We start from the raw sequence: 23,823 nt of genomic DNA, 5'->3' as shown, positions 1-23,823 counted from the left end.
TACTAACACCTAATCGGCTAGGCAAAGCTAACTAGGTATTTATACCTAGGTGATTAGTCAAATGGATAAGCAATAGAAATTTTGTAATGATGAGCAACTTTTTAAATAAACTGAGGGTTATTGCGATGACAATACCGTTAAGAATGCTTTATATCTCTGTAATACAAGTGATTCTAACTGCAGTGATCACCTATTATTTAGTCACAAATCAATACCGTGAGCTGTCAGAAAATAACGTACAAACCTTAGAAACCTTTTTGATTTCACAAAAAGAGCAAGAACTTAAGAATTATACCGCCATTGCTCTATCATCCGTTGAGCATATGCATGGTTTAAACAGTGAAAGTAATCAGCAAGTTGTTGAAGAGATGTTTAAGAATATGCTTTATAACGATGAAGACGGTTACTTCTTTATTTATGATGATCAAGCCGTTGCTATTGTGCATCCTAAACAACCCGATCGAGTAGGGAAAAGTTGGTGGGATTTAGAAGACGATAATGGTGATAAAACCATTCAAATTCTATTACAAAGAGCCCATGAAGGTGGTGGATTTTACCGCTATAACTGGCTTAAACCTTCAGAAAATGACAAAGAACTAAAACTTTCTTATTCGGTTTATAGTGACAAGTGGAAATGGATGTTAGGCACGGGCGTCTATCTGGACGATGTCTATGAACAATTAGGTCATCTACAAAAAGAAATTAACAATCATTTAAATAACACTAAGCAGATCATCTTAATAGTGGCGCTTTCTTCTATCTTTTTTATCTTTTTATTTGGTTTTGCAGTTAACTTAAATCATAAAAAACGAGCAGAGGAAAAAATAAGCCAGTTAGGTCAACGTGTGATTGATGTGCAAGAAGAGGAAAATAGACATATTGCAAGAGAACTTCACGATGGCATCATTCAAATTTTAGTGTCAATTAAATACTCTCTTGAAGCAACCTCTATGTTTATTTCTAAAAATAAACAAGAAAAGCCAGCACCATTGATACAGGCAGAAGAAAGTTTAAAAGTAGCCATTCAAGAAGTCAGAAGAATATCGCATCATATGCACCCACAAATACTAGATGAATTAGGTTTGTCTGATGCCATTGAATCGATAGCCAGTGATTTTTCTAAACGTACCAATGTAAAAGTGAAAGTGATTAAACCTGTATTACGAAAACTATTACCTGACTTTATTAACACGACGCTTTTTAGGGTGGTTCAAGAGTCACTAACTAACATTCAAAAACACGCTAATGCACGGAATATATTAATTGAAATTTCCATTAATAACACTTGGCTAACCATGATGATAAAAGATGATGGTATTGGTTTTGATGTTGAAGAAACAAACAATAACAATGGAATAGGCTTAAGAAATTTAGTTGAGCGTGTCGAACATCATTTAGGAACCCTTGATGTTGAATCCTCTGATGTGGGGACGGTACTTACAGTGAAAATACCGACGGCTAGCTTTGTAAATCATTTTAATGATGCCAATATAAAAGCAAAATAAATACGGATAACTCTATGATTCAAGGAAAAGAAGATAAAATATCATTATTACTAGTCGACGATCATCCAATGGTACAAGGAGGTTTATTAGCCTGTTTTTCCTATTATGATGATATTGAAGTGCTAGGTGTGAGTAATGATGGCGAAACGGCATTAGCTAAAGCTATAGAGTTAAAACCCGATGTGATTTTAATGGATGTCAGTATGCCCTCTATGAATGGGATTGATGCCACTGAAATCATTACCGAACAATTACCTGATACTAAAGTATTGATTTTTTCTATGCATGATAGCGCAGAATTTGTACGTAGTGCTATCCAAGCAGGTGCTTCTGGTTATGTATTGAAAGATACCTCTTCAGAAGAAGTCTATTATGCGATTAAAGCCGTCGCGAAAGGTAACACACATTTTAGCAGTTCAATTGCTAAGACATTAATTGAAAACCCAGCCAAACTAGAAAACGATAAATTAACCACAAGAGAACAAGTTATCCTTTCATTAGTTGCGCAAGGCTTATCAAGCAAAGAAATAGCAAGGGAATTAAATATCAGCTTTAGAACGGTTGATGCGCATAGACGCAACATTAAGAGTAAGCTCAATATAGATTGTCTTGTGGATCTCGTTCGTTATGCAATTAACCATGGTTTAATAGAAGAGTAATAATTCAAACGATATAAAGCTTTTAGCATAAGTTTAATATGATAGTCTAAGCGAATAAATTAACGGTTTTAAATTCCTAAAACTAAGTGAACTTATCTCCGTAAAAACACTCTTTTAAACCACTCATCAGCTCAAGCGATTTATTAATGAAAATAATTGAAGATAGATATCAAGGCGTCACCATCGATAATACAGCTTTGCCTGAATCAATCATTGAATTCCAACAAGCATTAAACAAATTGCTTAATGAGTTAACCGACAAAAAATTATTATGGATAAAGCTCCCGCCACTTCAAGCGAAATTTATTCCCATTTTAGCTGAATTAGACTTTCAGTTTCATCACTGTATTGAAAACCATGTGATGCTTGTTAAAAAGCTAATTGCCAATCCTATTGTTCCTAACGCAATGAATTTCAATACTGGTGTAGGCGCTGTTGTTCTGAATGAAGGGAAACTATTAGTTATAAAGGACAGGTTTTCTATTGGCTATAAGCTACCTGGCGGGCATATTGATCCACATGAAACCATTGAAAAAGCATTAGTTAGAGAAGTTTATGAAGAGACAGGCGTAAAAGTGACCTTCGAATCTATTATTAATATTGGTCACTTCTTAAAGGGGCAATTTGGCGAACAAAACTTATATATTGTCTGTACTGCAAAAAATATAAGCACTGACATTAATATTCATGATTCATCTGAAATAGTCGATGCAAAATGGATAGATGTAGCTGAGTTTTTAGCATGTGATGATGTCTACCCTTATAATAAAATAGTTGTTAAAGCTGTAGTAAATGGTGAATATTCCCAACTAAAACCTAACCCACTTAAACTCAGCAAACCCGGTGAAGTGTTTTTGTAAAGCATGTAAAAGAATCGCACAAATAATATTTAATAAGTCTGCCATTTGTGATGAATGATATTTTTCTTTTTTCTTCAAAACCAATTCATTTTATTCGCTGAAGATAAACCTAGCCCTTCCTTTATACAAAGTAGTTGTAATTATTATTCGAGTGAAAACAAGAAAAAACATTATTCATTTAAAATGATACCAATCAAAAAAGATACAAGTCTGTACTTTCATTAAAGTACAGACTTGTATTTTAATTAAACGTAGTTATAATGACGACCATAATTTATATGTCCTTTATGTCTCAGCTAAACAGCAAACACATAATAAAACCAGACAAGATAAATTACTGCTAACACCCCTGCCAATTTCACATTCCTTGAATGTATTGGTAAATGAGACGTCAGGTATTGAAAAATACGACTCTTATTACAACCTTGCGCTTTTCTTAAAAAGCCAAAGTCTACAAGATAGACTCCTCTACTATTCCTTATGAATAGCGATTTATGCTAAGCAAAAAAAATAGCCTTTAAGCCATTCAAAACAGGAACCTTTGTAACTTATAAAAGAAAAAATGTATTGGGCAGGATTAAAAATAAATTCAGTAAACGCCTTCATTACATTTAACTTATTAAACGATAAGTACTTTTAAAGTTAATTTATTTTAAGCACTCACTTTACACATCAAAAGCGAATAAAGTGCGTCAAACGATAAAGGTTAAAAATGTTTAAGAAAATAACAACACCAATTATATTACTAACAATCGGCACAAGCTTAACTCCAATAGTTTGGGCTGATGAATTTATCATTGATACTGCAGAAACCACAAGCAACGCTGGTAATACAATCGATGGAGATGATTCGATTACTGTGACAGAAAATGGAGCTATAAATACAAGCACTCTTCAAGGCAGAGCGATTGATACAACAGGTGATAGTAATACAATAACTAACAATGGTTCAATGAGCTCAAATCATACCGGTATCCGATCAATTGGTAACAATAATTCCCTAACAAATAATAATGAATTATCTGGCTTATTCTCTAGTTTTTACCTTGAAGGTGATGAAAACAGCGTAACTAATGCTGGTGAAATCGAAATGGTTGATCAGTTTTCAACAGGTATTTATGTCGAAGGTGAAAGTAACACAATACTTAATAGTGGCAGTATTCTGATCTCCAACGACGAAGGCGAACAAGGAATAAGTGTTACGGGTGATTCGAATCAAATAACCAATAGCGGCACTATCACAACTTTTGGTGCAGGAGGTAGTGGCAGCTTATCTCATGGTATTGCAACAGACGGCATTAATAACATCATCACTAACGGTGGAATCATTACTACAAATGGTGCAGATGCTTACGGTATAAACGCAGATGGAGATAACAATACAATCACCAACAGCGGAACCATAGAAACGGCAGGAGCAGACGCTTACGGTATTTATTCAATAGGTGAAAATGCAAATATCAGCAATACGGGCGACATCTCTACTTCTGGTGGAAGTGCCCACGCTCTTTATTCCGATGGAGGCAATGCCACTATTATCAATAACGGCTCTATTTCCGCTATTTATTACAATTCACTCGCTTTTGTATCAACGGGTGAAAACTCAACAATCACCAACAATGGCTCCATTTTTACAACAGACCTTGGTGCCAATGCAATGGCATTGACAGGTGACAACAGTACCGTTATTAACAATGGCTCGATCTCCACCACCTACAGAAACTCTGATGGATTATGGCTCATAGGTGATTACATAGATTTCACCAATACAGGAACCATTACCACTTCAAGCACTTCTGCCGAAGGTCTTTATGTCAATGGTTACTCTGCTGACATTACCAACACTGGCTCGATCTCAACAGAAGCAGGTTCAAGTACTTTTACTTCTGCGTCTCATGCGATTTATGTTTCTGACCAAAATATTAATATCACTAACACTGGAACACTTTCCACATTGGGAGAACAATCTAGCGGTATTTATGTATCAGAGGGTGATGGTACGATCATATCTAATACGGGCAACATACTCGTTGAAGGTAAAGATGCGCACGGAATTTATTTAAGCGATTATCAATCTAACACCACAATTACAAACAGCGGTACTATCTCTGCAACTGGCGAAGGTGGCTACGCAATTCTAGGTTCTGATCTTACCGACACAACCGTTAATCTACTTGCTGGCTCAACTATTATTGGTGGGATTGATTTAGGTGGAACGACCGATAACGACACACTTAATGTTTACGCTAGTGGCATCAACCAGACATTAACAGCAGTAACAGAAACGATTGAAAATATTAATATCATAGGTGGAACAGGTATCATAACGGATAGCGGTATTATGACACTAGATACAGCAAACGAAGCCTCTCGCTCTACTGCCCTTGCCTCATCAACAGCATCAATACACAGTATTGCGCGTCAACGTATGCTAACAAATAATAACCCAACGACTTCACCATTAACGGCGGCTCTCGAATTATCGCCAAGTATGTTATATCAAGAGCAAGCTCCTGTATTTTGGTCTCAAGTCTTTGGTGGCAGCTTATCACATGAAGCAACCGATACAGCCTCAGCTTACGATACAAACCATCTTGGTTTTACGTTAGGTTATGAAAGAGATTTTCAACAAAGCCGTATGGGATTAATGCTAGGACTTGTGAATACGACAACTGATAGTACTGACTCCTTTGAAAACACAACAAGTAGTTTTTATACAGGCGCCTATTACAGTAAAAAATTAGGTTGGATGGATATATCTTCTTCATTACTAGCAGGTTACGCAACTAATGATAACAAACGTTATGTAAACGGCTCTGAAACAGCAAAATCTGATTTCACTAGCGTTTACCTAAGCCCTTCTGTGACAGCAAGTTCGACTTATATTGTAGTAGATAACGTGGAGATTCAACCTGCCGCAAGTCTAGATTTAACATTGGCTCAATTAAGTAGCTACAAAGAATCAGGAACCACTGTTTCTGACCTAGATGTTGATAGTCGTAATTTACAGTCATTAAGAGCAACGATTCAGTTAGCGACTATTTATCACTTCTCTGAAAATATGAATACATCATTCACCGCAGGTATTAGCGCATTAAATACTAATGATGAAGATATCAGCTTAAGTGTTGATGGAAATAGTCTTACTTACAGTGCAGATAACGGTACGGGTACCACGCCATTTGTGGGAGTTGATTTTAATCTGGTCGATTACAACGACTTTAATATTTCTGTTGGATTAAGTGCTGGTAGTAATAGCGATGAAAACTACACCAATGGCCACTTAGATGTGCAGTATCAATTCTAACGTTTAAACCTCAATTGTTTTATTTAATCAATCTGCCTTGCTGATTTATATCAAGGCGGATTGTCAATGCTTTCAAACGATTAAAACAAGCGACAACTGGATCATATTTAATTGGCTTGTATTAAAAAATAAGACCTTAGGTATTAACTATTAATACCTTTTAGAAGCTGATTTACAGGTTTATTCCACAGATTAAACTCGCTGTTCATTGTTTAACGAAAACGTTTAAAACTAACAGTAAACAGTAATTAAAATGAATTTTATAAAGGCTACAAACATGTTTAAAAAAATAACACCGCCACTCATAGTATTAGCAATGAGTGCAACGATAACCCCGTTTACTTTTGCTGATGATTTCATTATCAGTACAGATATTACAGAGCAAAACGGTGGTGACATACTTGATGGTGATGACATCATTACTATTACAGAAACAGGGTCTGTTACCATAAACACTTCAACCACTCGAGCTTTAAGAGCAGATGGAACATTCAATACCTTAATTAATAACGGAACAATAGAAACAGCTGGAACCGCTTCATACGGTATATATTCCAATGATGGAAACAATACATTGACCAACAACGGTGCTATAACGACGACAGAGACAAGTAGTCATGGCTTGTATGGTAGAGACGGTTCAAACACGCTAACAAATAGCGAAGAGGCTACGATAACAACAACAGGAAATTCTTCTACAGGTTTATATGCAAGAGAAGATTCAAATATAGTTATAAACAATGGAACTATTTCAACCTCTGGAAGCGGTTCAGATGCAATAAGCGCTGATAGCCAGACAGGAGCCGATGATAATACCTTAACCAACACTGGAACGATAAATTTAAGTGGCGAGGATTCATACGGTTTATATGCATTTGGAACTAATAACACCTTAACCAATAGCGGCTCTGTGATAATGACAGGCAGTAATAGTTTGGGTTTAGCGGCTACTGGTGACTTGAATGTACTTACTAATGATGGAAGTGTTACTACAAGTGGCGATGAGTCGTACGCTTTAGGTGCTGCCGGCAATAGTAATACATTAACCAATAACCATCTCATTTCAACCGATGGTGCTGAGGGGTCTGGCTTATATGTTTTAGGTGATGCGAATACTTTAGATAACAATGGAACAATAGAAACAAATGGCGAAAGCGCCTACGCAATTTATCTTGAAGGCGAACTGAATACCGTGACCAATGCTGGCGACATTACAACAACAGGTGATTATGCTTATGGCATCTACAGCGCTGAAAATACCACCACGAATGGTACTATAAGTATTGGAAACAGCGGCACCAATGGTGCCATAAGTATTGAAAACAGCGGCACCATTAGCACAACAGGTGATTATGCTTATGGTATTGCAGCTTTAGTAAATAATTCAACCATTGTAAACAGCGGTAACATTAGTACTACTGCTACTTCGACCTTTGGCCTCTATTCTTACGGCTCTGCGAACACTCTAAGCAACAGCGGCACAATAGCAACTTCTGGTGAGAGTGCCGATGGGGTATATATTAATGGAGATAATAACGAATTCTTAAACGAAGGAACGATCACTACAGAAGCTGGCACCGGTATATATACATACGGTGATGAACAAACAATCACTAATGCTGGCTCAATAACAACCGGTGGTTCTGCAGCATATGGTATTGATGTTCGTGGCGACTCTAACGAATTTACCAACAGTGGCGCGATAGCAACCTATGGTGAGAGCGCTTATGCAATATCTATCAATGGAGACAATAACGAACTGACAAACCAAGGAACACTTGCCACTGTAGATGGTGTGGGAGTGTATATCTTCGGGGACGGCAATACCCTTACTAATACGGGTACGATTAACACTGGCGGTCAGTATGCCTACGGTGTCACACTAGAAGGCTCTTCAAATACAGTGATTAACAACGGCACTATTATCACCAATGACTCCTACTCTTTTGGCCTCGACTCTTATTATGAAGAAGAAAACACTTTAATTAACAATGGCTCTATCACTACCAATGGTGAACGCAGTTACGGTATATCTTCAGACACAAGTAACAATACAATTGTGACGAATACCGGCTCGATCACTACTGCTAACACTGGCTCACATGCTCTATTTATTTACAGTGACACCAACACCATCACCAATAGTAGCTCGCTAGCAACCAGTGGTTCTGAAGCACATGGCGTTGATGTTAGCGGTGACTCTAACGAGATTACCAACAGTGGTTCGATCACAGTAACAGGTTCAGCAAGCCACGGCATTTATTTGGCGGATGATGCGACCAATACCACTATCACCAATAGCGGTATGATTTCAGCAACCGGCGAAGGCGGTTATGCCATTTTGGGTTCTGATACAACCGACACTACGGTTAACTTATTAGCAGGTTCAGTCATTGTTGGTGAAATCGATTTAGGTGGCACAACAGACAATGACACGCTAAACATTGTTTTCAACTCTGATTCGATAAGCAACAGTACACTCGCATTCTCTAATGTTGAAAACGTCAATGTGACTGGTGATTTAGGGGTAGGTATTGTAACTAATAATGGCATTATCACACTAGATACTGCCAACGAAACCTCTCGTTCTTCCGCTCTTGCCTCGTCAACAGCATCAATACACAATATTGCGCGTCAACGTATGCTAGCAAACAATAAACCCGCTGATTCTGCATTAACTGCCGCACTTGAATTATCGCCAAGCATGTTGTACCAAGAGCAAGCACCTGTGTTTTGGTCTCAAGTCTTTGGTGGCAGCTTGTCACATGAAGAAACCGATACAGCCTCAGCTTACGATACAAACCACCTTGGTTTCACTTTAGGTTATGAAAGAGATTTTCAACAAAGCCGTATGGGATTAATGCTAGGACTTGTGAATACGACAACTGATAGTACTGACTCCTTTGAAAACACAACAAGTAGTTTTTATACAGGCGCCTATTACAGTAAAAAATTAGGTTGGATGGATATATCTTCTTCATTACTAGCAGGTTACGCAACTAATGATAACAAACGTTATGTAAACGGCTCTGAAACAGCAAAATCTGATTTCACTAGCGTTTACCTAAGCCCTTCTGTGACAGCAAGTTCGACTTATATTGTAGTGGATAACGTAGAGATTCGACCTGCCGCAAGTCTAGATTTAACATTGGCTCAATTAAGTAGCTACAAAGAATCAGGAACCACTGCTTCTGACCTAGATGTTGATAGTCGTAATTTACAGTCATTAAGAGCAACGATTCAGTTAGCGACTATTTATCACTTCTCTGAAAGTATGAATACATCATTCACCGCAGGTATTAGCGCATTAAATACTAATGATGAAGATATCAGCTTAAGTGTTGATGGAAATAGTCTTACTTACAGTGCAGATAACGGTACGGGTACCACACCATTTGTGGCAGTTGACTTCAACATGGTTGATTACAACGACTTCAATATTTCTGTGGGATTAAGTGCAGGTAGCAACAGCGATGAAAGCTACACCAATGGTCACTTAGATGTGCAGTATCAGTTTTAGTTTCTAAATACCTATTAATAGACACTTATTAAAAAATAATCGCCACCATAATAACGTTTATTATGGTGGCTAAAATTAAGCTGTATTACATCAATCCTAACCAATATAACAATGAAATACCTAGGCTAGTAGTAATTAACGAGCCGATCGTTGTCATTGCAATAATATTAGCTGCTAAATCTGAATTATGTCCCATTGCCCTTGCCATAACATAACTTGCAGCAGCTGTAGGTGACGCTGACATAAAGAAAATCAATCCTAGCGGCATTCCCGTGAAACCATAAAAATAAGCACCTGCGGTTATTAATACAGGGCCAATTATAATTTTTAACATGCTCGAAAAACGACAGTTAAAGCTATTATCTTTTAATGCTTGGATATTTAAACTACCACCGGTGCATAATAATGCTAAAGGTAAAGTCATATTAGAGAAGTATTGCCCTGTATGGATAACAAGTTCAGGCACTGGAATCGCAAATAGGAAAAAGATAATACCGCTTGTAATACCTATAATAAGTGGGTTTTTCATTAAAGATTTAAACACACCTAAAAACATATCAACACTAATACCTTCTTGTTTAGGGGAAAGTATAATCACCGATAAAATGTTATATAACATGGTATGAAAAGCGACATATACCGCTGCAATTGCAAACCCATCATCACCATAGACATTCGCTACATAAGCTAAACCAATAATGGCAATGTTGCTACGAAAGGCCCCTTGAATAACAACACCATGCTCACTTTTATTTTTTACCCAATACCTTGCTCCTAAGATACTAATAATAAAAAACACAAAGTTGGCAATCAACGAATAAATAATCAATGAAAAATCGATATCAATATCACGATTGGTTTTGATAATACTCAAGAAAAGTAAAGCAGGTAAGGTAATTTTAAATACGAGTTTTGAACCCACTTCGATAAAAGCATCATCAATTGTTTTTGTTTTTTTCAAAAACCAACCTAAAAAAAGCAATAAACAAATTGGGCCAATAATAGAAAAGGAAAACTGTAAAGATTCAAAAAACATATAAGACTCTCAAGAATTTAAAGGGATATACCAATGTTGGCTATATTATCAGCATAAACAGATTGATGCTTAAATAAACTTAACTCCTCACATTGGTATATCAGCGATGAAGACGTTTTTTATTAGTCGATTTGTAAATATTTATGCATTTGCACTGATAAGCGCCAATTACGTTCAATGCATATTTTCATGCATAATGCGGTTGCCGAAGCTTTTTGTGAGATAGGTTGTAAGCAGATCGTTTTATCTTGTATTGAATCGGCTTTGGCTAATAACTCTTCTAACTGCTCAATATCCTTTTCAGTCCCTACAGGATGTTTTATTTCGTTCGCTCGCATTAAAGCGGTTTTTAATACTTCTTTTTTACCACGCATATTTATTTTAGGTGATAACGTGACCCAAGTTAATTCATCCACTAAAACAGGGTAAGTACCACTTGTCTCAACTTGCGTTTTAAAACCATATTGATTTAAGGTTTGTGTTAATTCACGTAAATCAAACATACAAGGCTCACCACCAGTGATAACAATTAGATTAGCACTGTATTCCAAGCGATTGATCTCATTAATAATATCTTTGGTGGAAGCATCAGCCCAACGATCTGATTCAGTACTTTTATCAGTTAATGAAATTAAGTCAGATTGATTTTCAGGATCAATTTCCCATGTGTGTTTGGTATCACACCAAGCGCAGCCTACATCGCAACCTTGTAAACGAATGAAAATAGCAGGTACGCCAGTGAAAACACCTTCGCCTTGAATGGTTTGAAACAGTTCATTTACTTTGTAGTTTTGTGTCATTAACGTAAAATGCCTTATTTTATCTTGCTCACTAATTTTGATGAGCTGTTTATAATTCAGAGCAATAGGAAACACAAGTGCTATGAGCAAAAAAGTCGTGGTTATTTATTCAGGTGGGATGGACTCATACACTGTTTTACATAAAGCAATTGAAGAAGGTTTAACACCCTATGCTTTAACTTTCGATTACGGACAACGTCACGTTAAGGAAATTAAAGTAGCAAGTGACGTCTGTAATGAACTAGGTATACATCATAAAGTTATCGATATTACAGCGATAAACCAATTAATTGGCGGTTCATCTTTAACTGATAGTTCCATTGATGTGGCATTAGGCCATTATCAAAATGACAATATGAAAAGCACTGTAGTACCAAACCGAAATATGATATTACTTTCAATGGCTATTGGTTATGCAGTTTCCATTGGCGCTGAAAAAGTGTATTACGGAGCACATTCCGGAGATCATGAAATTTATCCTGATTGCCGCCCTATTTTTGTTGAAAAAATGAATGAAGTGGCAGCGGTTGCCAATTATGAGGCGACTGAAATATATTCTCCTTATTTAACCACTGATAAAATTGGAATCTTAAAAGACGGGATTAGAATGGGGTTAGATTATAGTAAAACATGGACTTGTTATAACGGTAGAAAGCATGCTTGTGGACAATGTGGAAGTTGTGTTGAACGCCTCGAAGCTTTTGAAAAAAACGCAATAACAGACCCAATCAGCTACGAAAATTAAAAAAACATCAGTGATAACTATCCCGCATTCTCAAAGTGAATATAAGCGATAACAATATCACAGAGTTAATTTAAATATGCCTTTAGCCATTGCTATAACTGAAACTTAATGATTTATCATAAAATGAAATTGAGTTTTTATTAACACATTAATCAACGTTTTAGAGGCAAAGATAAATGTTCATCAAGACATTTATTGCCTCTAGCTATTCCCTAATCTACCTTTTTTTTATAAAATGACGAATTCGGCCATTGTTTGGCGTATTTTATTAAACAAGATAAATTTTTATTGTTTTTCAATTAGAGAACTAAAATGTTATTAGACCCATATTATGCCCAACAAGACAACATCATCACCATAACAGCTGAACAGGCGTGTACTTTCGCTAAAAAAGAATGTGAAGACTTTAACCCTATTCATGATAAAGACTCTAAACGTTTTTGTATTCCTGGTGATTTATTATTCTCATTAGCACTTAAAGAATATGGTGCGAGTGAATCAATGAGTTTTACGTTTACTAATATGGTAAAAGATAGTGTTCCACTGACTTTTCCTGAATGTGCGGATGAAGTACAAATCACAACAGAGCAAGGAAAAAGCGTATTAGAGATATCAAAATCAGGTGAAAAAAATTCAAATCCTGATTTTATTGATTCATTGATAAAAAATTACGTCCTTTTTTCGGGTCAAAACTTCCCTGGCTTATTAATGCCATTACTTGAAAAGCATCAAGTGATGTTCAACCCAGAAAAACCGCTTGTTATGTACAACAGCATGAGCTTTAAGTTCGACAATTTAGATGTAAGTAATCATATACATGTTAAATTAGCTGACACTTACCTTGAAGTTGAAAAAAAGCGTGGTAATTTCTTTTTGCACTTTGATATTTTAGATGGTGATAAAGTCATTGGACGAGGTATTAAAACAATGGTGGTTGCAGGTCTAAGACCCTATGAACATGAAGCGATTATAGGCTGTTGTGACCGCTATTTAGCACGACGCAATGACTTTGTAAAAAACTGCTAATTCATACTATTTATGACTTTTACAGAGGCTTCTTTATGAAGCCTTTTTATACCAATTACATTAAATAAGTGTTCTAAATTTTGCGCAGGAAAAATGGCTTAGTTCAAGGCATAAGTTGAGGTAAAGGGTTGTTTCCTTTATAAAACTTATAACGAAGAAATAAGTTATTTTAACAAGTAAAATAGATCTGTTAATTAGTGTGATTGGTATTATTAAGCGTCATTAATAAGTGAGCATAAAAAAGGGAGATAACACAAGCGTGTTATCTCCCTTTTTAATTGAAGAAAATTATTTATCTACATGGATTAATCTTCTGTTGATTCTTCTTTCTTCTCGGTTTTAACAACCGCAATACTTAATTCTTCAAGTGCAGCAGGATTCGCAAAACCAGGCGCATTCGTTAATGGACAAGCAGCCGAAGCTGTTTTCGGGAAAGCAATCACTTCACGAATTGAACTTGAGCCAGTCATTAACATCACAATACGGTCTAAACCGAACGCTAAACCTGCATGCGGTGGAGCACCAAATTGTAATGCCTCTAATAAGAAACCAAATTTATCTTGCGCTTCTTCATCTGAAATATTAAGAATACGGAAAATAGCTGCTTGCATATCTTGTTTGTGGATACGAACCGAACCACCACCTAACTCACAACCATTTAACACCATGTCGTAAGCATCAGATAACGCGCCCACAGGGCTCGCTTCTAACTCAACTGGCGTCATATTTAATGGCGCAGTAAATGGATGATGTATTGGTGTTAATGCGCCATCTTCTAATGGTTCAAACATTGGGAATTCGATAACCCAAAGAGGTTTCCATTCATCTTTGATTAAACCAAGATCTTCAGCAACTTTAAGACGTAGTGCACCGATTGCTTCTGCCACCACATTGGCTTTATCAGCACCAAACATAATGATATCGCCATCTTGTGCATTGGTACGTTTTAATAACTCAGCAACGATTTCTTCATTTAAGAATTTAGCAATTGGAGATTGAACGCCTTCAAGCCCTTTAGCCGCTTCATTCACTTTCATCCACGCCAGCCCTTTCGCGCCGTAGATAGTGACAAATTTACCGTACTCATCAATATTTTTACGAGAAAGTGATGCACCACCCGGTACACAAATAACAGCGACGCGACTTGCTTGATCATTAGCAGGACCAGAGAATACGTTAAATTCAACTTCTTTTAATAAGTCTGCGACATCTACTAATTCAAAATCGATACGTAAATCTGGCTTATCACTACCAAAACGACGCATTGCTTCTGCATAAGTCATTTTAGGGAAAGTGCCTAAATCAACATCTAGCATCTCTTTGAAAAGCTTAACGACCATCTCTTCTGTTTTATCCATTACCTGTTCGCCAGTCATGAATGATGTTTCGATATCTATTTGCGTGAATTCAGGCTGACGATCCGCACGTAAATCTTCATCACGGAAACATTTTACAATTTGGTAGTATTTATCAAGACCCGACATCATCAACAGTTGTTTAAATAACTGTGGTGATTGTGGCAGCGCAAAAAACTGACCTTTATGTGTACGGCTTGGCACTAAATAATCGCGTGCACCTTCTGGTGTTGCTTTGGTTAAGATAGGCGTTTCAACGTCTAAGAAACCATTATCATCTAAGAAACGACGTACAAAGCTACTTACTTTAGAACGAAAAACCATACGCTCTGCCATTTCTGGACGACGTAAGTCTAAGTAACGGTAACGTAAACGTTGCTCTTCAGAGTTCTTTTGGTTGCTATCAAGTGGAGATGGCTCAGAACGGTTTAAAATTTCAAGCTCAAGACCACGAATTTCAATACCACCCGTTGTCATATCTTTATTAACTTGTCCTTCTGGACGAGCACGAACTTGACCTTTCATCTTGATACAAAATTCATTACGAACAGAAGCCGCAACGGCTGTCGCTTCTGGTGTATCACCATCAAAGAATACTTGTACAATACCTTCACGATCACGTAAATCTAGGAATGTTACACCACCTAAATCGCGCTGTTTGTTTATCCAACCTACTAATTCAACTTCTTGACCAATATTCGCTTCGGTCACTTCACCACAATACATTGTGCGCATCATCGATTCCTGTTTGCATACGTTATAAAATAATTAGCTGTATTATAAAAGAAAACCGCTGATAGTCATATGCTTAAATAAAAAAATGACCCTGCAACACAATTTAAGTAAAATGCGCGACAATAGTTAGTAGAAATAACACTCAACCACAAAATTTAGGCAGCCCTATGAGCCAAACCGACAATATTTTTAGCAAACCCTTAGATAAAGTAGATAGTTTTAGTTTTGATCAGCAAGTCGTGCAAGTTTTTCCAGATATGATCAAACGTTCTGTGCCGGGTTATGAAAATATTATTAATAGCATTGCTGTAATCACTCAACGTTGTGCTATTGATAATTCGAATTTATATGACCTTGGTTGTTCTTTAGGTGCAGCAACATTATCAATGCGACGCGGTTTACTTGAAAAATCAGGTTGCCAAATAATTTCCGTTGATAACTCTTCTGCGATGGTTGAGTCATGTAAACAACATATACAAGCTTATAAATCAGAGATTCCAGTTACTGTATTACAGGATGATATTTGTAATATTAAAATTGAAAATGCTTCGGTGGTTGTGCTTAATTTCACTTTACAATTTTTAACACCAGAAAAACGTTTGAGCTTATTAACCAATATATACCAAGGTTTATTGCCAGGCGGCGTATTGATTCTATCTGAAAAATTCTTGTTTGATGATCCTAAAAGCCACCAGCTGATTATTGATTTACATTTAGATTTCAAACGCAATCAAGGTTATAGCGAGTTGGAAATAAGCCAAAAACGCTCTTCACTTGATAACGTGTTAATTTCAGATACGGTGGAAGAACATTATCAACGTCTTCAACAAGCGGGCTTTAAACACAACAATCTGTGGTATCAATATTTTAATTTCGGCTCAATTTTAAGTATCAAATAAGCTGACTTTCAATCGCTAAATTTATGGTAAAAATTATTTTATGATCGACTTCAATCACTTTTACAGCATCATTGCTAAAAACCGTTTAAATCACTGGTTACATACTTTACCAGCGCAATTACACGCTTGGGAAAATACGCATGTTCACGGAACGCTAGCAAGCTGGATCAGAGTGCTCAACAAATTTCCCGACATCAAGACCAATAATATTGAACTACAAAATGAAGTACGTATTGGTGATGGTTCAGAATTATCAATGGGTGAAACTAAAAAATTAGAGAATCTACTACAGAAATTTCATCCATGGCGTAAAGGCCCTTTTCATATTCACGGTGTACATATCGATACAGAATGGCGCAGTGACTGGAAATGGGATCGTGTTTTACCACATATCAGCCCACTTAAATATCGTTATGTGCTTGATGTAGGTTGTGGCAGTGGCTACCACATGTGGAGAATGCGTGGAGAAGGTGCTGAATTTGTAGTGGGCATTGACCCAAGTGAATTGTTTTTATGTCAGTTTGAAGCGGTTCGCCATTTTGCGAATAAAGATGAAAATGTCAATCTACTCCCTTTAGGTATACAGGAATTGCCTAAACTAGCAGCCTTCGATACGGTGTTTTCAATGGGTGTGTTATATCATCGTAAATCACCGATGGACCATATTACTCAGCTTCAAGATCAACTAGTTGAAGGTGGTGAATTAGTTTTAGAAACATTAGTGATTGAGGGCGATAAAGATGATGTACTTGTACCGCAAGATCGCTATGCCAAAATGCGCAATATCTGGTTTTTACCCAGCGCTGAAGCGCTTAAATTATGGGTTGAAAAATGTGGTTTTGAAGATGTACGCATCGTTGATATTAACGACACTTTGACTGGCGAACAACGCAGTACCGCATGGATGACCAATGAATCATTAGAAGATTACTTAGATCCTAATGACTCGACTAAAACCGTAGAAGGTCATCCAGCTCCTAAACGAGCTTTATTGATCGCTAAAAAGGCATTGAAGCCACTTAGTTAAGCTAATGATTATCAGCAACTATTACTATCTCGTTTTTAAATAATCAATTAACGAGATAGTTTTGTTTATTGTTATTGTATTCTTCTGCTGGGTGGCTTATTTTAACTAAACTTCATAATGATAAGGAGGGTAAATATTAATATGAACAAACAAGATTTTCTTAATCGATTCATTTTACATAATACAACTTCTTTATCTTTCCAGAACCGATTGCCACGCCCACATCATAAAATGCCACTTAAAAAAGCAGCCATATTAATGCCATTAATACAAAGAGAAAATGGTTTACATATGCTCCTTACACAACGAGCATTACATTTAAAACATCATGCAGGACAAATAAGTTTTCCAGGAGGAAAACATGAACTTACCGATAAAAGCTTAGCGCATACAGCATTACGTGAAACAGAAGAAGAAATAGGTATTAAACAAAAGGCAATACAGTTGATCGGATCTTTACCATCATTAACTACAGTTACTGGTTACCACATCACCCCTTTTATTGGTTTTGTAGAAGCAGAGCAAAAAATAATAATTGATCACGGTGAAGTGAAAGAATGTTTTGAAGTCCCTTTTTCATTTCTGTTAAACCCACAAAACTTTTCTAAACAACATTTAGTCGCAAACAAAAAACGTCATTTCACCTATTGTTGTGCCTACCAACATCATTTAATTTGGGGGGCGACAGCACAAATGTTAGTTAATTTGCAACAACACCTCAATGACGTTGAGTCTAGATAAAGTCTGCGGTATAGAAGATAAACTTTATAAAGCTAAAAAGATCTTTTTCTATTTTGATTCGTACCATCACCTCAATGGTTTGAATTTAACGATTTATATCGGCAATAGTAAATACAAGCTCATCGGTGACTGTCATAAATAGTTAACAATCAGCTTATAAATTTAAATGGTTCATTTATTTTGAATAATAAGCAATATTAAACAAATGGCTTGCTGAAGTAGGCAAACTAGTATTTTATACGCCTTCTAACTAATCAAATAAAATAAAGGATTAATAATAAAATTTAAATAACGAAATAGACTACAATCCATTAATAAAATGGCTAAGCATTACCCCCCTATTATTTACAATGCACCAAAAAGGAAAAAAATATGGTTGAACACATTACAGGCATGCTGGCATTAATTGGAGTGCTCTCGCTTTTGTGTCAATGGATTGGCTGGAAATTACATTTACCCGCTATTTTACCACTACTATTATGTGGATTATTGTTAGGCCCCGGTTTAGGTATTTTAAATCCAGATGCCATTTTTGGTGATTTATTGTTTCCGATTATTTCATTAGGTGTTGCTGTTATATTATTTGAAGGGGCATTAACGCTTAACTTTAAAGAAATTAAAGATCACGGTCGAATGGTAACTCATTTAGTGACAGCTGGTGCCTTTATCACTTGGGCTTGCATTACTCCTGCAGCCCATTTTTTATTAGGGTTTGATTGGAAAATTGCAATGCTACTCGGTGCATTAGTTGTAGTAACCGGACCGACCGTAATTGTCCCTATGCTGCGAACAGTGAATCCAAAATCCAACTTAGCCAGTATTCTTCGTTGGGAAGGTATCGTGATTGATCCTATTGGGGCTTTACTTGCAGTATTAGTATTTGAATTCATTGCAGTCACAGCGGATCCAACATCCCACATATTACACGCGCTTACTTTAACTTTAACACTTGGATTTGGTTTAGGGATTGTGGCAGGTTATTTAACCGGTTTAACTATTCGTAAAAACCTATTCCCTCATTATTTACGTAACACAGCCGTATTAACGATTATGTTAGGTGTTTTTGTTGCTTCAAATATTTTACAGGAAGAGTCAGGTTTATTAACTGTTACTGTGATGGGAATTTGGTTAGCAAATATGCGCGGGGTTGATATCGCTGAAATTTTAGAGTTTAAAGAAACCTTAACCGTATTACTTATTTCTGCTTTATTTATTCTATTAGCTGCACGCCTTGATTCTGGAGCCATGTTAGATCTGGGTTTGGAAGGGTTAGCGGTGTTATTTGTAGCCATGTTTATCGCTCGTCCATTAAGTATTTGGGTATCAGGCATTGGTACTAACCTATCCTCAAAAGACAAGTGGTTTTTAAGTTGGGTAGCTCCTCGTGGTATTGTAGCGGCAGCAATTTCCTCATTATTTGCCATAAAGTTAGAGTCTGTTGGCTTAGAAGGTGCAAGCTCAATCGTGCCTTTAGTCTTTTTAATTATTATCGGCACAGTTGTTATTCAAAGCTTAACAGCAGGCCCTTGGGCTAAGTTTCTTGGTGTAAAAGAAGGTTCAAATCAAGGCTTATTAATGTTTGGCGCTTCAAAATTTTCTCGGGAATTAGCATTAATATTAATGTCGAAAAACATTAAGGTTCGCCTTGCTGACAATAACTGGGACAGTATTCGTAAAGCGCGTATGGCTAACATTCCTGTTTATTTCGGAAACCCTGCTTCTGAGCATGCCACTAACTATATGAATTTAAGTGGTATTGGTAGAGTGTTAGTGATGTCTCCCTATCGTCAGTTAAATCCGTTAGTGACATTTCATTTCCAGGATTTATTTGGCATTGAAAAAGTCTATGGTTTAACTAACCCTGATAGTAGTAGTGCTCGACATCAATTATCAGAATCTTACTTGAAACGCTTATGTTTGTTTGGTGAAAATATATCCTACGCTAAAGTGGCAAGCTTAATGGCTAAAGGCGCTATCTTAAAAATCACTAATATCACCGAAAATTTCACTTTTGAACGCTTTAAACAGCGATATGGTGAAACAGCAATACCTTTAGTTTATTTAACGAAGGAAGGCGATGTAAATATTGTTTCCAGTGTCGACAATAGTGATTTCCCTGATGGAATTGAATTAATTAGTTTATTGCCTCAGGAAGCACAAGAGCAAGCTGTTATTCAACGCGCTTTAGATGAAGAAATGGATCGCCAAACAAAAGCAAAAATAAAAATGGAAGAAGCTGAAAAGCGTATTACAGATAAGATACATAATAAGGAAAATACACCAACTAAATAATCCTTATTAGACTCGAAGCTAAAGTCCAATCAAAGTATTGGGCTTTCTTTCCTCCCCTCCTAAACCAACAAACCAACAAACAAGCTATTAACAATTATTTTACTTTATTTACACATAAAATTAGACTAACAAAATAATCACTCCTACACTCCTCACATAGAGTTAGATTTAATAACTCACTTTCATAACATGATGCATTAACTCCTTTGTAAATAATATGAATACAATCAAAGCTACATAAAATTAACTATTAGCCATTAAATCAGACGAATAGGAATAAATATGGGATTCTTCTTCAGAAAAAATAAGCACGAAGAAACAGCATCATTAAAACAATCAAATACAGATAAAGCACACCACACATTAGAAAGCTTGAAAGATACAGCTGCATTTATAGAATTTACAACAGAAGGTATTGTCGTAGATGCTAATGAGCACTTTTTAAATGCGGTTGGATATACTTTTGATGAAATAAAAGGAAAGCATCATCGTATATTCTGTGATCCAACTTATACGAAATCCGATGAATATACTTCATTTTGGACAACGCTCGCTTCAGGGCAATCAATAAAAGATAGATTTAGACGTTTTACTAAAGATGGTCAACCAATATGGCTTGAAGCCTGTTATAACTCTGTTAAGGATGATTCAGGAGAAATAGTCTCAATAGTCAAGATAGCAAGTGATGTCACTAGTTTTATTGAAAATGCGAATATTCAAAACGGCATTTTAAAAGCCTTAGATAGCTCAACGGCAACCATCTCATTTAATTTAGATGGCACTATCATCGATGCTAACCAAAATTTTTTAGATGCGGCAGGCTACCAATTATCTGATATCCAAGGACAGCATCATAAAATATTTTGCTCAGCTGAATTAGTTGCCAGTAATGAGTACACAGCACTTTGGGCAAAACTAAATCGAGGGGAATTTGTTCAAGGTTTATTTGAACGTCGAGACTCTAGGGGCAACGTCCTTTGGTTAGAGGCAAGCTATAACCCGATTATTTGTGAAAATGGCAATTTAATACGTGTCGTCAAATTTGCCACAGATGTTACAGAAAGAATTAATAACGTGAATAATGCTTCTGAAGCCGTCTCCTCGACAGTCACAGAAACGGAACAAGTTTCAGAGCAAGGTAAAGATGTATTGATCAAAAGCGTTGCGATCATGGATGAAATAACAGAAAACGTTGAAGTTGTCGCAAAGGATATTTTAGCGCTAGGTGAGCAGTCCGACAAAATTAATAATATGGTAAGCACAATAACTGCAATAGCAGATCAAACTAATTTATTAGCCTTAAATGCAGCCATTGAAGCAGCCCGAGCTGGTGAATATGGCCGAGGATTTGCAGTAGTAGCAGATGAAGTAAGAAGCTTAGCAGCAAGAACCAGTACTTCTACTTCAGAAATAACTGAAGTTGTTAAAAATAATTCAACATTGTCCAACACTCTGGCTCAAAATATTATTGAAACGCAAGAAAAAGCAGTAAAAGGAGCTGAGTTGATCACACAAGTCGATGGTATTTTCGTTGAAATTAATGAAGGAATGAAAGGTGTTGCTGCAGCAGTAAATCGTTTATAGCCCTCGATTCAAATTCAGTTAATATAATATAAGGTTTAACAGTGAAATATATGTTCAAGCCTTATTCTCACCTCTACATTATCTTTTTTTACATTATTAGCTAACCTGTCCCATTACAGGGTTGTAAATTAGCGATTGCAGAAATCTTAAAAAACACGATAATACTCACACTATTTTATATGCTGATCATAGGCTTTTTAAATTTGCCTAAAAGGATTTTTCTGTGAATATCAAAAAATATAGCCTACGACCACTGTGCATTGCCCTTTCTTTATTAACCACGACTTCTCTTGCAGCTGAAACCACAAAGAATAATATTCTAGACCCCAATTATATCCCAGCTGAGAAAGAAAATGATTTCAAAGATTTAGGTTATCAAGTTAAAGGGACAAACTCATCGTGGGAACAACTCGATGTTTCAGATATTTTTTATGAAGATCCCTACCAAATTTCATTATTTTCACCTCAAAATGGTGAAGATAGTGAACGACTATGGTCTCAAACGACTTCAATTTTTTACTATGGATTCGGTGCAATTGCTGTTCTAGCAGCATTACCAACAGAAATAACTAATTGGGAAAGCTCGGATGCCAACCTAGGACAAAAATGGATAAACAATGTTACCGATGGACCTGTATGGGATCGTGATGACACTGTATTAAATTATGTACTACATCCTTATTTTGGCGGTGCATATTATCAAACAGCTCGTAAATCAGGTTATCGTCAATGGGACTCTTTTTTATATTCAACCTTGATGTCAACCGCATTTTGGGAATATGGTGTAGAAGCCTTTGCTGAAATTCCATCAATGCAAGATCTAGTCGTCACGCCTGTATTAGGTTGGGTCTATGGGGAATGGGCATTTAATACAGAGCGCGAAATCTGGTCTGAAGGTGGCACGGTATTAGGTAGTGAATATCTAGGTAATGTAAGCTTATTTTTATTAGATCCTGTTGACTCGGTGGGACGTAATGTAAACCGTTTGTTTGGTACTGATGTTATTAAAGCGGGAACAAGCTACATTAAACTATCTGAAGGTGACAATACGGGTAAAAAAATCACCTTTGAAATTAACTACACCTTTGGTGAAGAAGATAATGCAGCGCAACAAAGCATAAGTGGCAAACGAAAAGTCATTAACAGCTATTCATTCACTCCTTCTAAAGATCCTGTCAGCTCAGGAATTGTAGGAGTAACGCTCGGAACCGGACAAGTAAATTTTGCATCGAAACGAGGCTACGTTAGCGAGCAATATATGCAAGCTTCATTAGGATTATATTTTAGCCGTAGTTTTTCAACACGCTTAAATTATTCATCAACTAAAATGATGAAAGAAATTGTTAAACCAACTGTAATTTTTGAAAGTTTCAGCGTAGATGGACAATATTATTTTAATACTGATTCAAACTTCCGACCTTATATTACTGCTGGTGTAGGTGAAGAAATTTGGGAAGAAGATAATGATTCTTATAACTTTCAGGCTAATGCAGGTTTAGGAATTCACTATAAACTTAACTCAAACTGGGCATTACAAGTAGAAGCAGTTAATTATTACACTTATGATGAATCAAGTAATGATCAACAAATGACAGGGAAATTAGTCTATCGTTTTGCAGTAGGTGAAAAGTAAATAAACCGCTAGCATTTTATTTTTATAAACTTTAAAAACTTAATCGTTCAGCTATTAAAAAATAATTTTAATAAAGCATGAGTGTTAACGATTAAGTTT

The 23,823-nt window shown here is 36.3% G+C and carries 16 protein-coding genes; 13 read left to right on the top strand and 3 right to left on the bottom strand.

Features of this window, described 5'->3' with window-relative positions:
• Positions 1 to 125 precede the first annotated feature (125 nt).
• The 5 genes from E2R67_RS05245 (at position 126) to E2R67_RS05225 (ending at position 9,851) form a co-directional block, all read left to right on the top strand.
• Complete coding sequence (locus E2R67_RS05245; RefSeq protein WP_134289876.1) at positions 126 to 1,505, top strand: cache domain-containing protein; 1,380 nt, start codon at positions 126 to 128, stop codon at positions 1,503 to 1,505.
• 14 nt (positions 1,506 to 1,519) lie between these two features.
• Positions 1,520 to 2,164, top strand: a complete 645-nt coding sequence (locus tag E2R67_RS05240; protein ID WP_134289875.1) for a response regulator — start codon at positions 1,520 to 1,522, stop codon at positions 2,162 to 2,164.
• Positions 2,165 to 2,310: 146 nt separating this feature from the next.
• The gene (locus tag E2R67_RS05235) at positions 2,311 to 3,024 is read left to right on the top strand and encodes an NUDIX domain-containing protein (RefSeq protein ID WP_134289874.1); all 714 of its coding nucleotides are present in this window, start codon (positions 2,311 to 2,313) and stop codon (positions 3,022 to 3,024) included.
• Between the two features lie 712 nt (positions 3,025 to 3,736).
• Complete coding sequence (locus E2R67_RS05230; RefSeq protein ID WP_134289873.1) at positions 3,737 to 6,331, top strand: autotransporter outer membrane beta-barrel domain-containing protein; 2,595 nt, start codon at positions 3,737 to 3,739, stop codon at positions 6,329 to 6,331.
• Positions 6,332 to 6,608: 277 nt separating this feature from the next.
• On the top strand, positions 6,609 to 9,851 hold the full coding sequence (locus E2R67_RS05225) for a pectate lyase-fold domain-containing protein (protein ID WP_166739317.1): 3,243 nt from the start codon (positions 6,609 to 6,611) through the stop codon (positions 9,849 to 9,851).
• Between the two features lie 85 nt (positions 9,852 to 9,936).
• Here E2R67_RS05225 and E2R67_RS05220 read toward each other — a convergent pair whose 3' ends face one another.
• Both E2R67_RS05220 and queE read right to left on the bottom strand, forming a co-directional pair.
• Positions 9,937 to 10,887 carry an AEC family transporter gene (locus E2R67_RS05220; RefSeq protein WP_134289871.1) on the bottom strand — a complete coding sequence of 317 codons (951 nt, stop codon included), beginning with the start codon at positions 10,885 to 10,887 and terminating at the stop codon, positions 9,937 to 9,939.
• A gap of 122 nt (positions 10,888 to 11,009) precedes the next feature.
• Positions 11,010 to 11,687, bottom strand: a complete 678-nt coding sequence (gene queE / locus E2R67_RS05215; protein WP_134289870.1) for a 7-carboxy-7-deazaguanine synthase QueE — start codon at positions 11,685 to 11,687, stop codon at positions 11,010 to 11,012.
• A gap of 82 nt (positions 11,688 to 11,769) precedes the next feature.
• Between queE and queC the strand changes: the two genes are divergently transcribed.
• On the top strand, positions 11,770 to 12,432 hold the full coding sequence (queC, locus tag E2R67_RS05210; RefSeq protein WP_134289869.1) for a 7-cyano-7-deazaguanine synthase QueC: 663 nt from the start codon (positions 11,770 to 11,772) through the stop codon (positions 12,430 to 12,432).
• A 312-nt stretch (positions 12,433 to 12,744) separates the two neighbouring features.
• A complete protein-coding gene (locus E2R67_RS05205) occupies positions 12,745 to 13,458 on the top strand; it encodes a DUF3581 family protein (protein ID WP_134289868.1) in 714 nt (237 codons plus the stop codon).
• Between the two features lie 305 nt (positions 13,459 to 13,763).
• Here E2R67_RS05205 and aspS read toward each other — a convergent pair whose 3' ends face one another.
• A complete protein-coding gene (gene aspS, locus E2R67_RS05200; protein WP_134289951.1) occupies positions 13,764 to 15,548 on the bottom strand; it encodes an aspartate--tRNA ligase in 1,785 nt (594 codons plus the stop codon).
• Between the two features lie 167 nt (positions 15,549 to 15,715).
• On the opposite strand from aspS, the gene cmoA reads away from it, so the two are divergent.
• The 6 genes from cmoA to E2R67_RS05170 all read left to right on the top strand — a co-directional run bounded on the left by cmoA (position 15,716) and on the right by E2R67_RS05170 (position 23,724).
• Positions 15,716 to 16,447 (top strand): carboxy-S-adenosyl-L-methionine synthase CmoA, encoded by a 732-nt coding sequence (gene cmoA, locus E2R67_RS05195; protein WP_134289867.1) that lies wholly within the window; start codon positions 15,716 to 15,718, stop codon positions 16,445 to 16,447.
• Between the two features lie 40 nt (positions 16,448 to 16,487).
• Complete coding sequence (cmoB, locus tag E2R67_RS05190; protein ID WP_134289866.1) at positions 16,488 to 17,474, top strand: tRNA 5-methoxyuridine(34)/uridine 5-oxyacetic acid(34) synthase CmoB; 987 nt, start codon at positions 16,488 to 16,490, stop codon at positions 17,472 to 17,474.
• Between the two features lie 141 nt (positions 17,475 to 17,615).
• Positions 17,616 to 18,215 carry a CoA pyrophosphatase gene (locus E2R67_RS05185; protein ID WP_134289865.1) on the top strand — a complete coding sequence of 200 codons (600 nt, stop codon included), beginning with the start codon at positions 17,616 to 17,618 and terminating at the stop codon, positions 18,213 to 18,215.
• Between the two features lie 372 nt (positions 18,216 to 18,587).
• Positions 18,588 to 20,507 (top strand): cation:proton antiporter, encoded by a 1,920-nt coding sequence (locus E2R67_RS05180; protein ID WP_134289864.1) that lies wholly within the window; start codon positions 18,588 to 18,590, stop codon positions 20,505 to 20,507.
• Positions 20,508 to 20,789: 282 nt separating this feature from the next.
• A complete protein-coding gene (locus E2R67_RS16925) occupies positions 20,790 to 22,091 on the top strand; it encodes a methyl-accepting chemotaxis protein (RefSeq protein ID WP_134289863.1) in 1,302 nt (433 codons plus the stop codon).
• Positions 22,092 to 22,314: 223 nt separating this feature from the next.
• The gene (locus E2R67_RS05170) at positions 22,315 to 23,724 is read left to right on the top strand and encodes a DUF3943 domain-containing protein (protein ID WP_134289862.1); all 1,410 of its coding nucleotides are present in this window, start codon (positions 22,315 to 22,317) and stop codon (positions 23,722 to 23,724) included.
• The last annotated feature ends 99 nt before the right edge of the window (positions 23,725 to 23,823 follow it).

Origin of the sequence: Psychromonas algicola, from assembly GCF_004378355.1 — a bacterium.
Taxonomy (GTDB): domain Bacteria; phylum Pseudomonadota; class Gammaproteobacteria; order Enterobacterales; family Psychromonadaceae; genus Psychromonas.
The sequence above is the reverse complement of the archived record's forward strand: the minus strand, read 5'-3'. Positions and strand labels throughout refer to the sequence as shown.

Excerpts from the sequence above, each read along its gene's own strand:
- cmoB (WP_134289866.1), top strand. The coding sequence starts at position 16,488 with ATGATCGACTTCAATCACTTTTACAGCATCATTGCTAAAAACCGTTTA.
- aspS (WP_134289951.1), bottom strand. The coding sequence starts at position 15,548 with ATGCGCACAATGTATTGTGGTGAAGTGACCGAAGCGAATATTGGTCAA.
- E2R67_RS05225 (WP_166739317.1), top strand. The coding sequence starts at position 6,609 with ATGTTTAAAAAAATAACACCGCCACTCATAGTATTAGCAATGAGTGCA.
- cmoA (WP_134289867.1), top strand. The coding sequence starts at position 15,716 with ATGAGCCAAACCGACAATATTTTTAGCAAACCCTTAGATAAAGTAGAT.
- E2R67_RS05180 (WP_134289864.1), top strand. The coding sequence starts at position 18,588 with ATGGTTGAACACATTACAGGCATGCTGGCATTAATTGGAGTGCTCTCG.
- E2R67_RS05235 (WP_134289874.1), top strand. The coding sequence starts at position 2,311 with ATGAAAATAATTGAAGATAGATATCAAGGCGTCACCATCGATAATACA.
- E2R67_RS05240 (WP_134289875.1), top strand. The coding sequence starts at position 1,520 with ATGATTCAAGGAAAAGAAGATAAAATATCATTATTACTAGTCGACGAT.
- queE (WP_134289870.1), bottom strand. The coding sequence starts at position 11,687 with ATGACACAAAACTACAAAGTAAATGAACTGTTTCAAACCATTCAAGGC.
- E2R67_RS05185 (WP_134289865.1), top strand. The coding sequence starts at position 17,616 with ATGAACAAACAAGATTTTCTTAATCGATTCATTTTACATAATACAACT.
- E2R67_RS16925 (WP_134289863.1), top strand. The coding sequence starts at position 20,790 with ATGGGATTCTTCTTCAGAAAAAATAAGCACGAAGAAACAGCATCATTA.
- E2R67_RS05220 (WP_134289871.1), bottom strand. The coding sequence starts at position 10,887 with ATGTTTTTTGAATCTTTACAGTTTTCCTTTTCTATTATTGGCCCAATT.
- E2R67_RS05205 (WP_134289868.1), top strand. The coding sequence starts at position 12,745 with ATGTTATTAGACCCATATTATGCCCAACAAGACAACATCATCACCATA.
- E2R67_RS05230 (WP_134289873.1), top strand. The coding sequence starts at position 3,737 with ATGTTTAAGAAAATAACAACACCAATTATATTACTAACAATCGGCACA.
- E2R67_RS05245 (WP_134289876.1), top strand. The coding sequence starts at position 126 with ATGACAATACCGTTAAGAATGCTTTATATCTCTGTAATACAAGTGATT.
- queC (WP_134289869.1), top strand. The coding sequence starts at position 11,770 with ATGAGCAAAAAAGTCGTGGTTATTTATTCAGGTGGGATGGACTCATAC.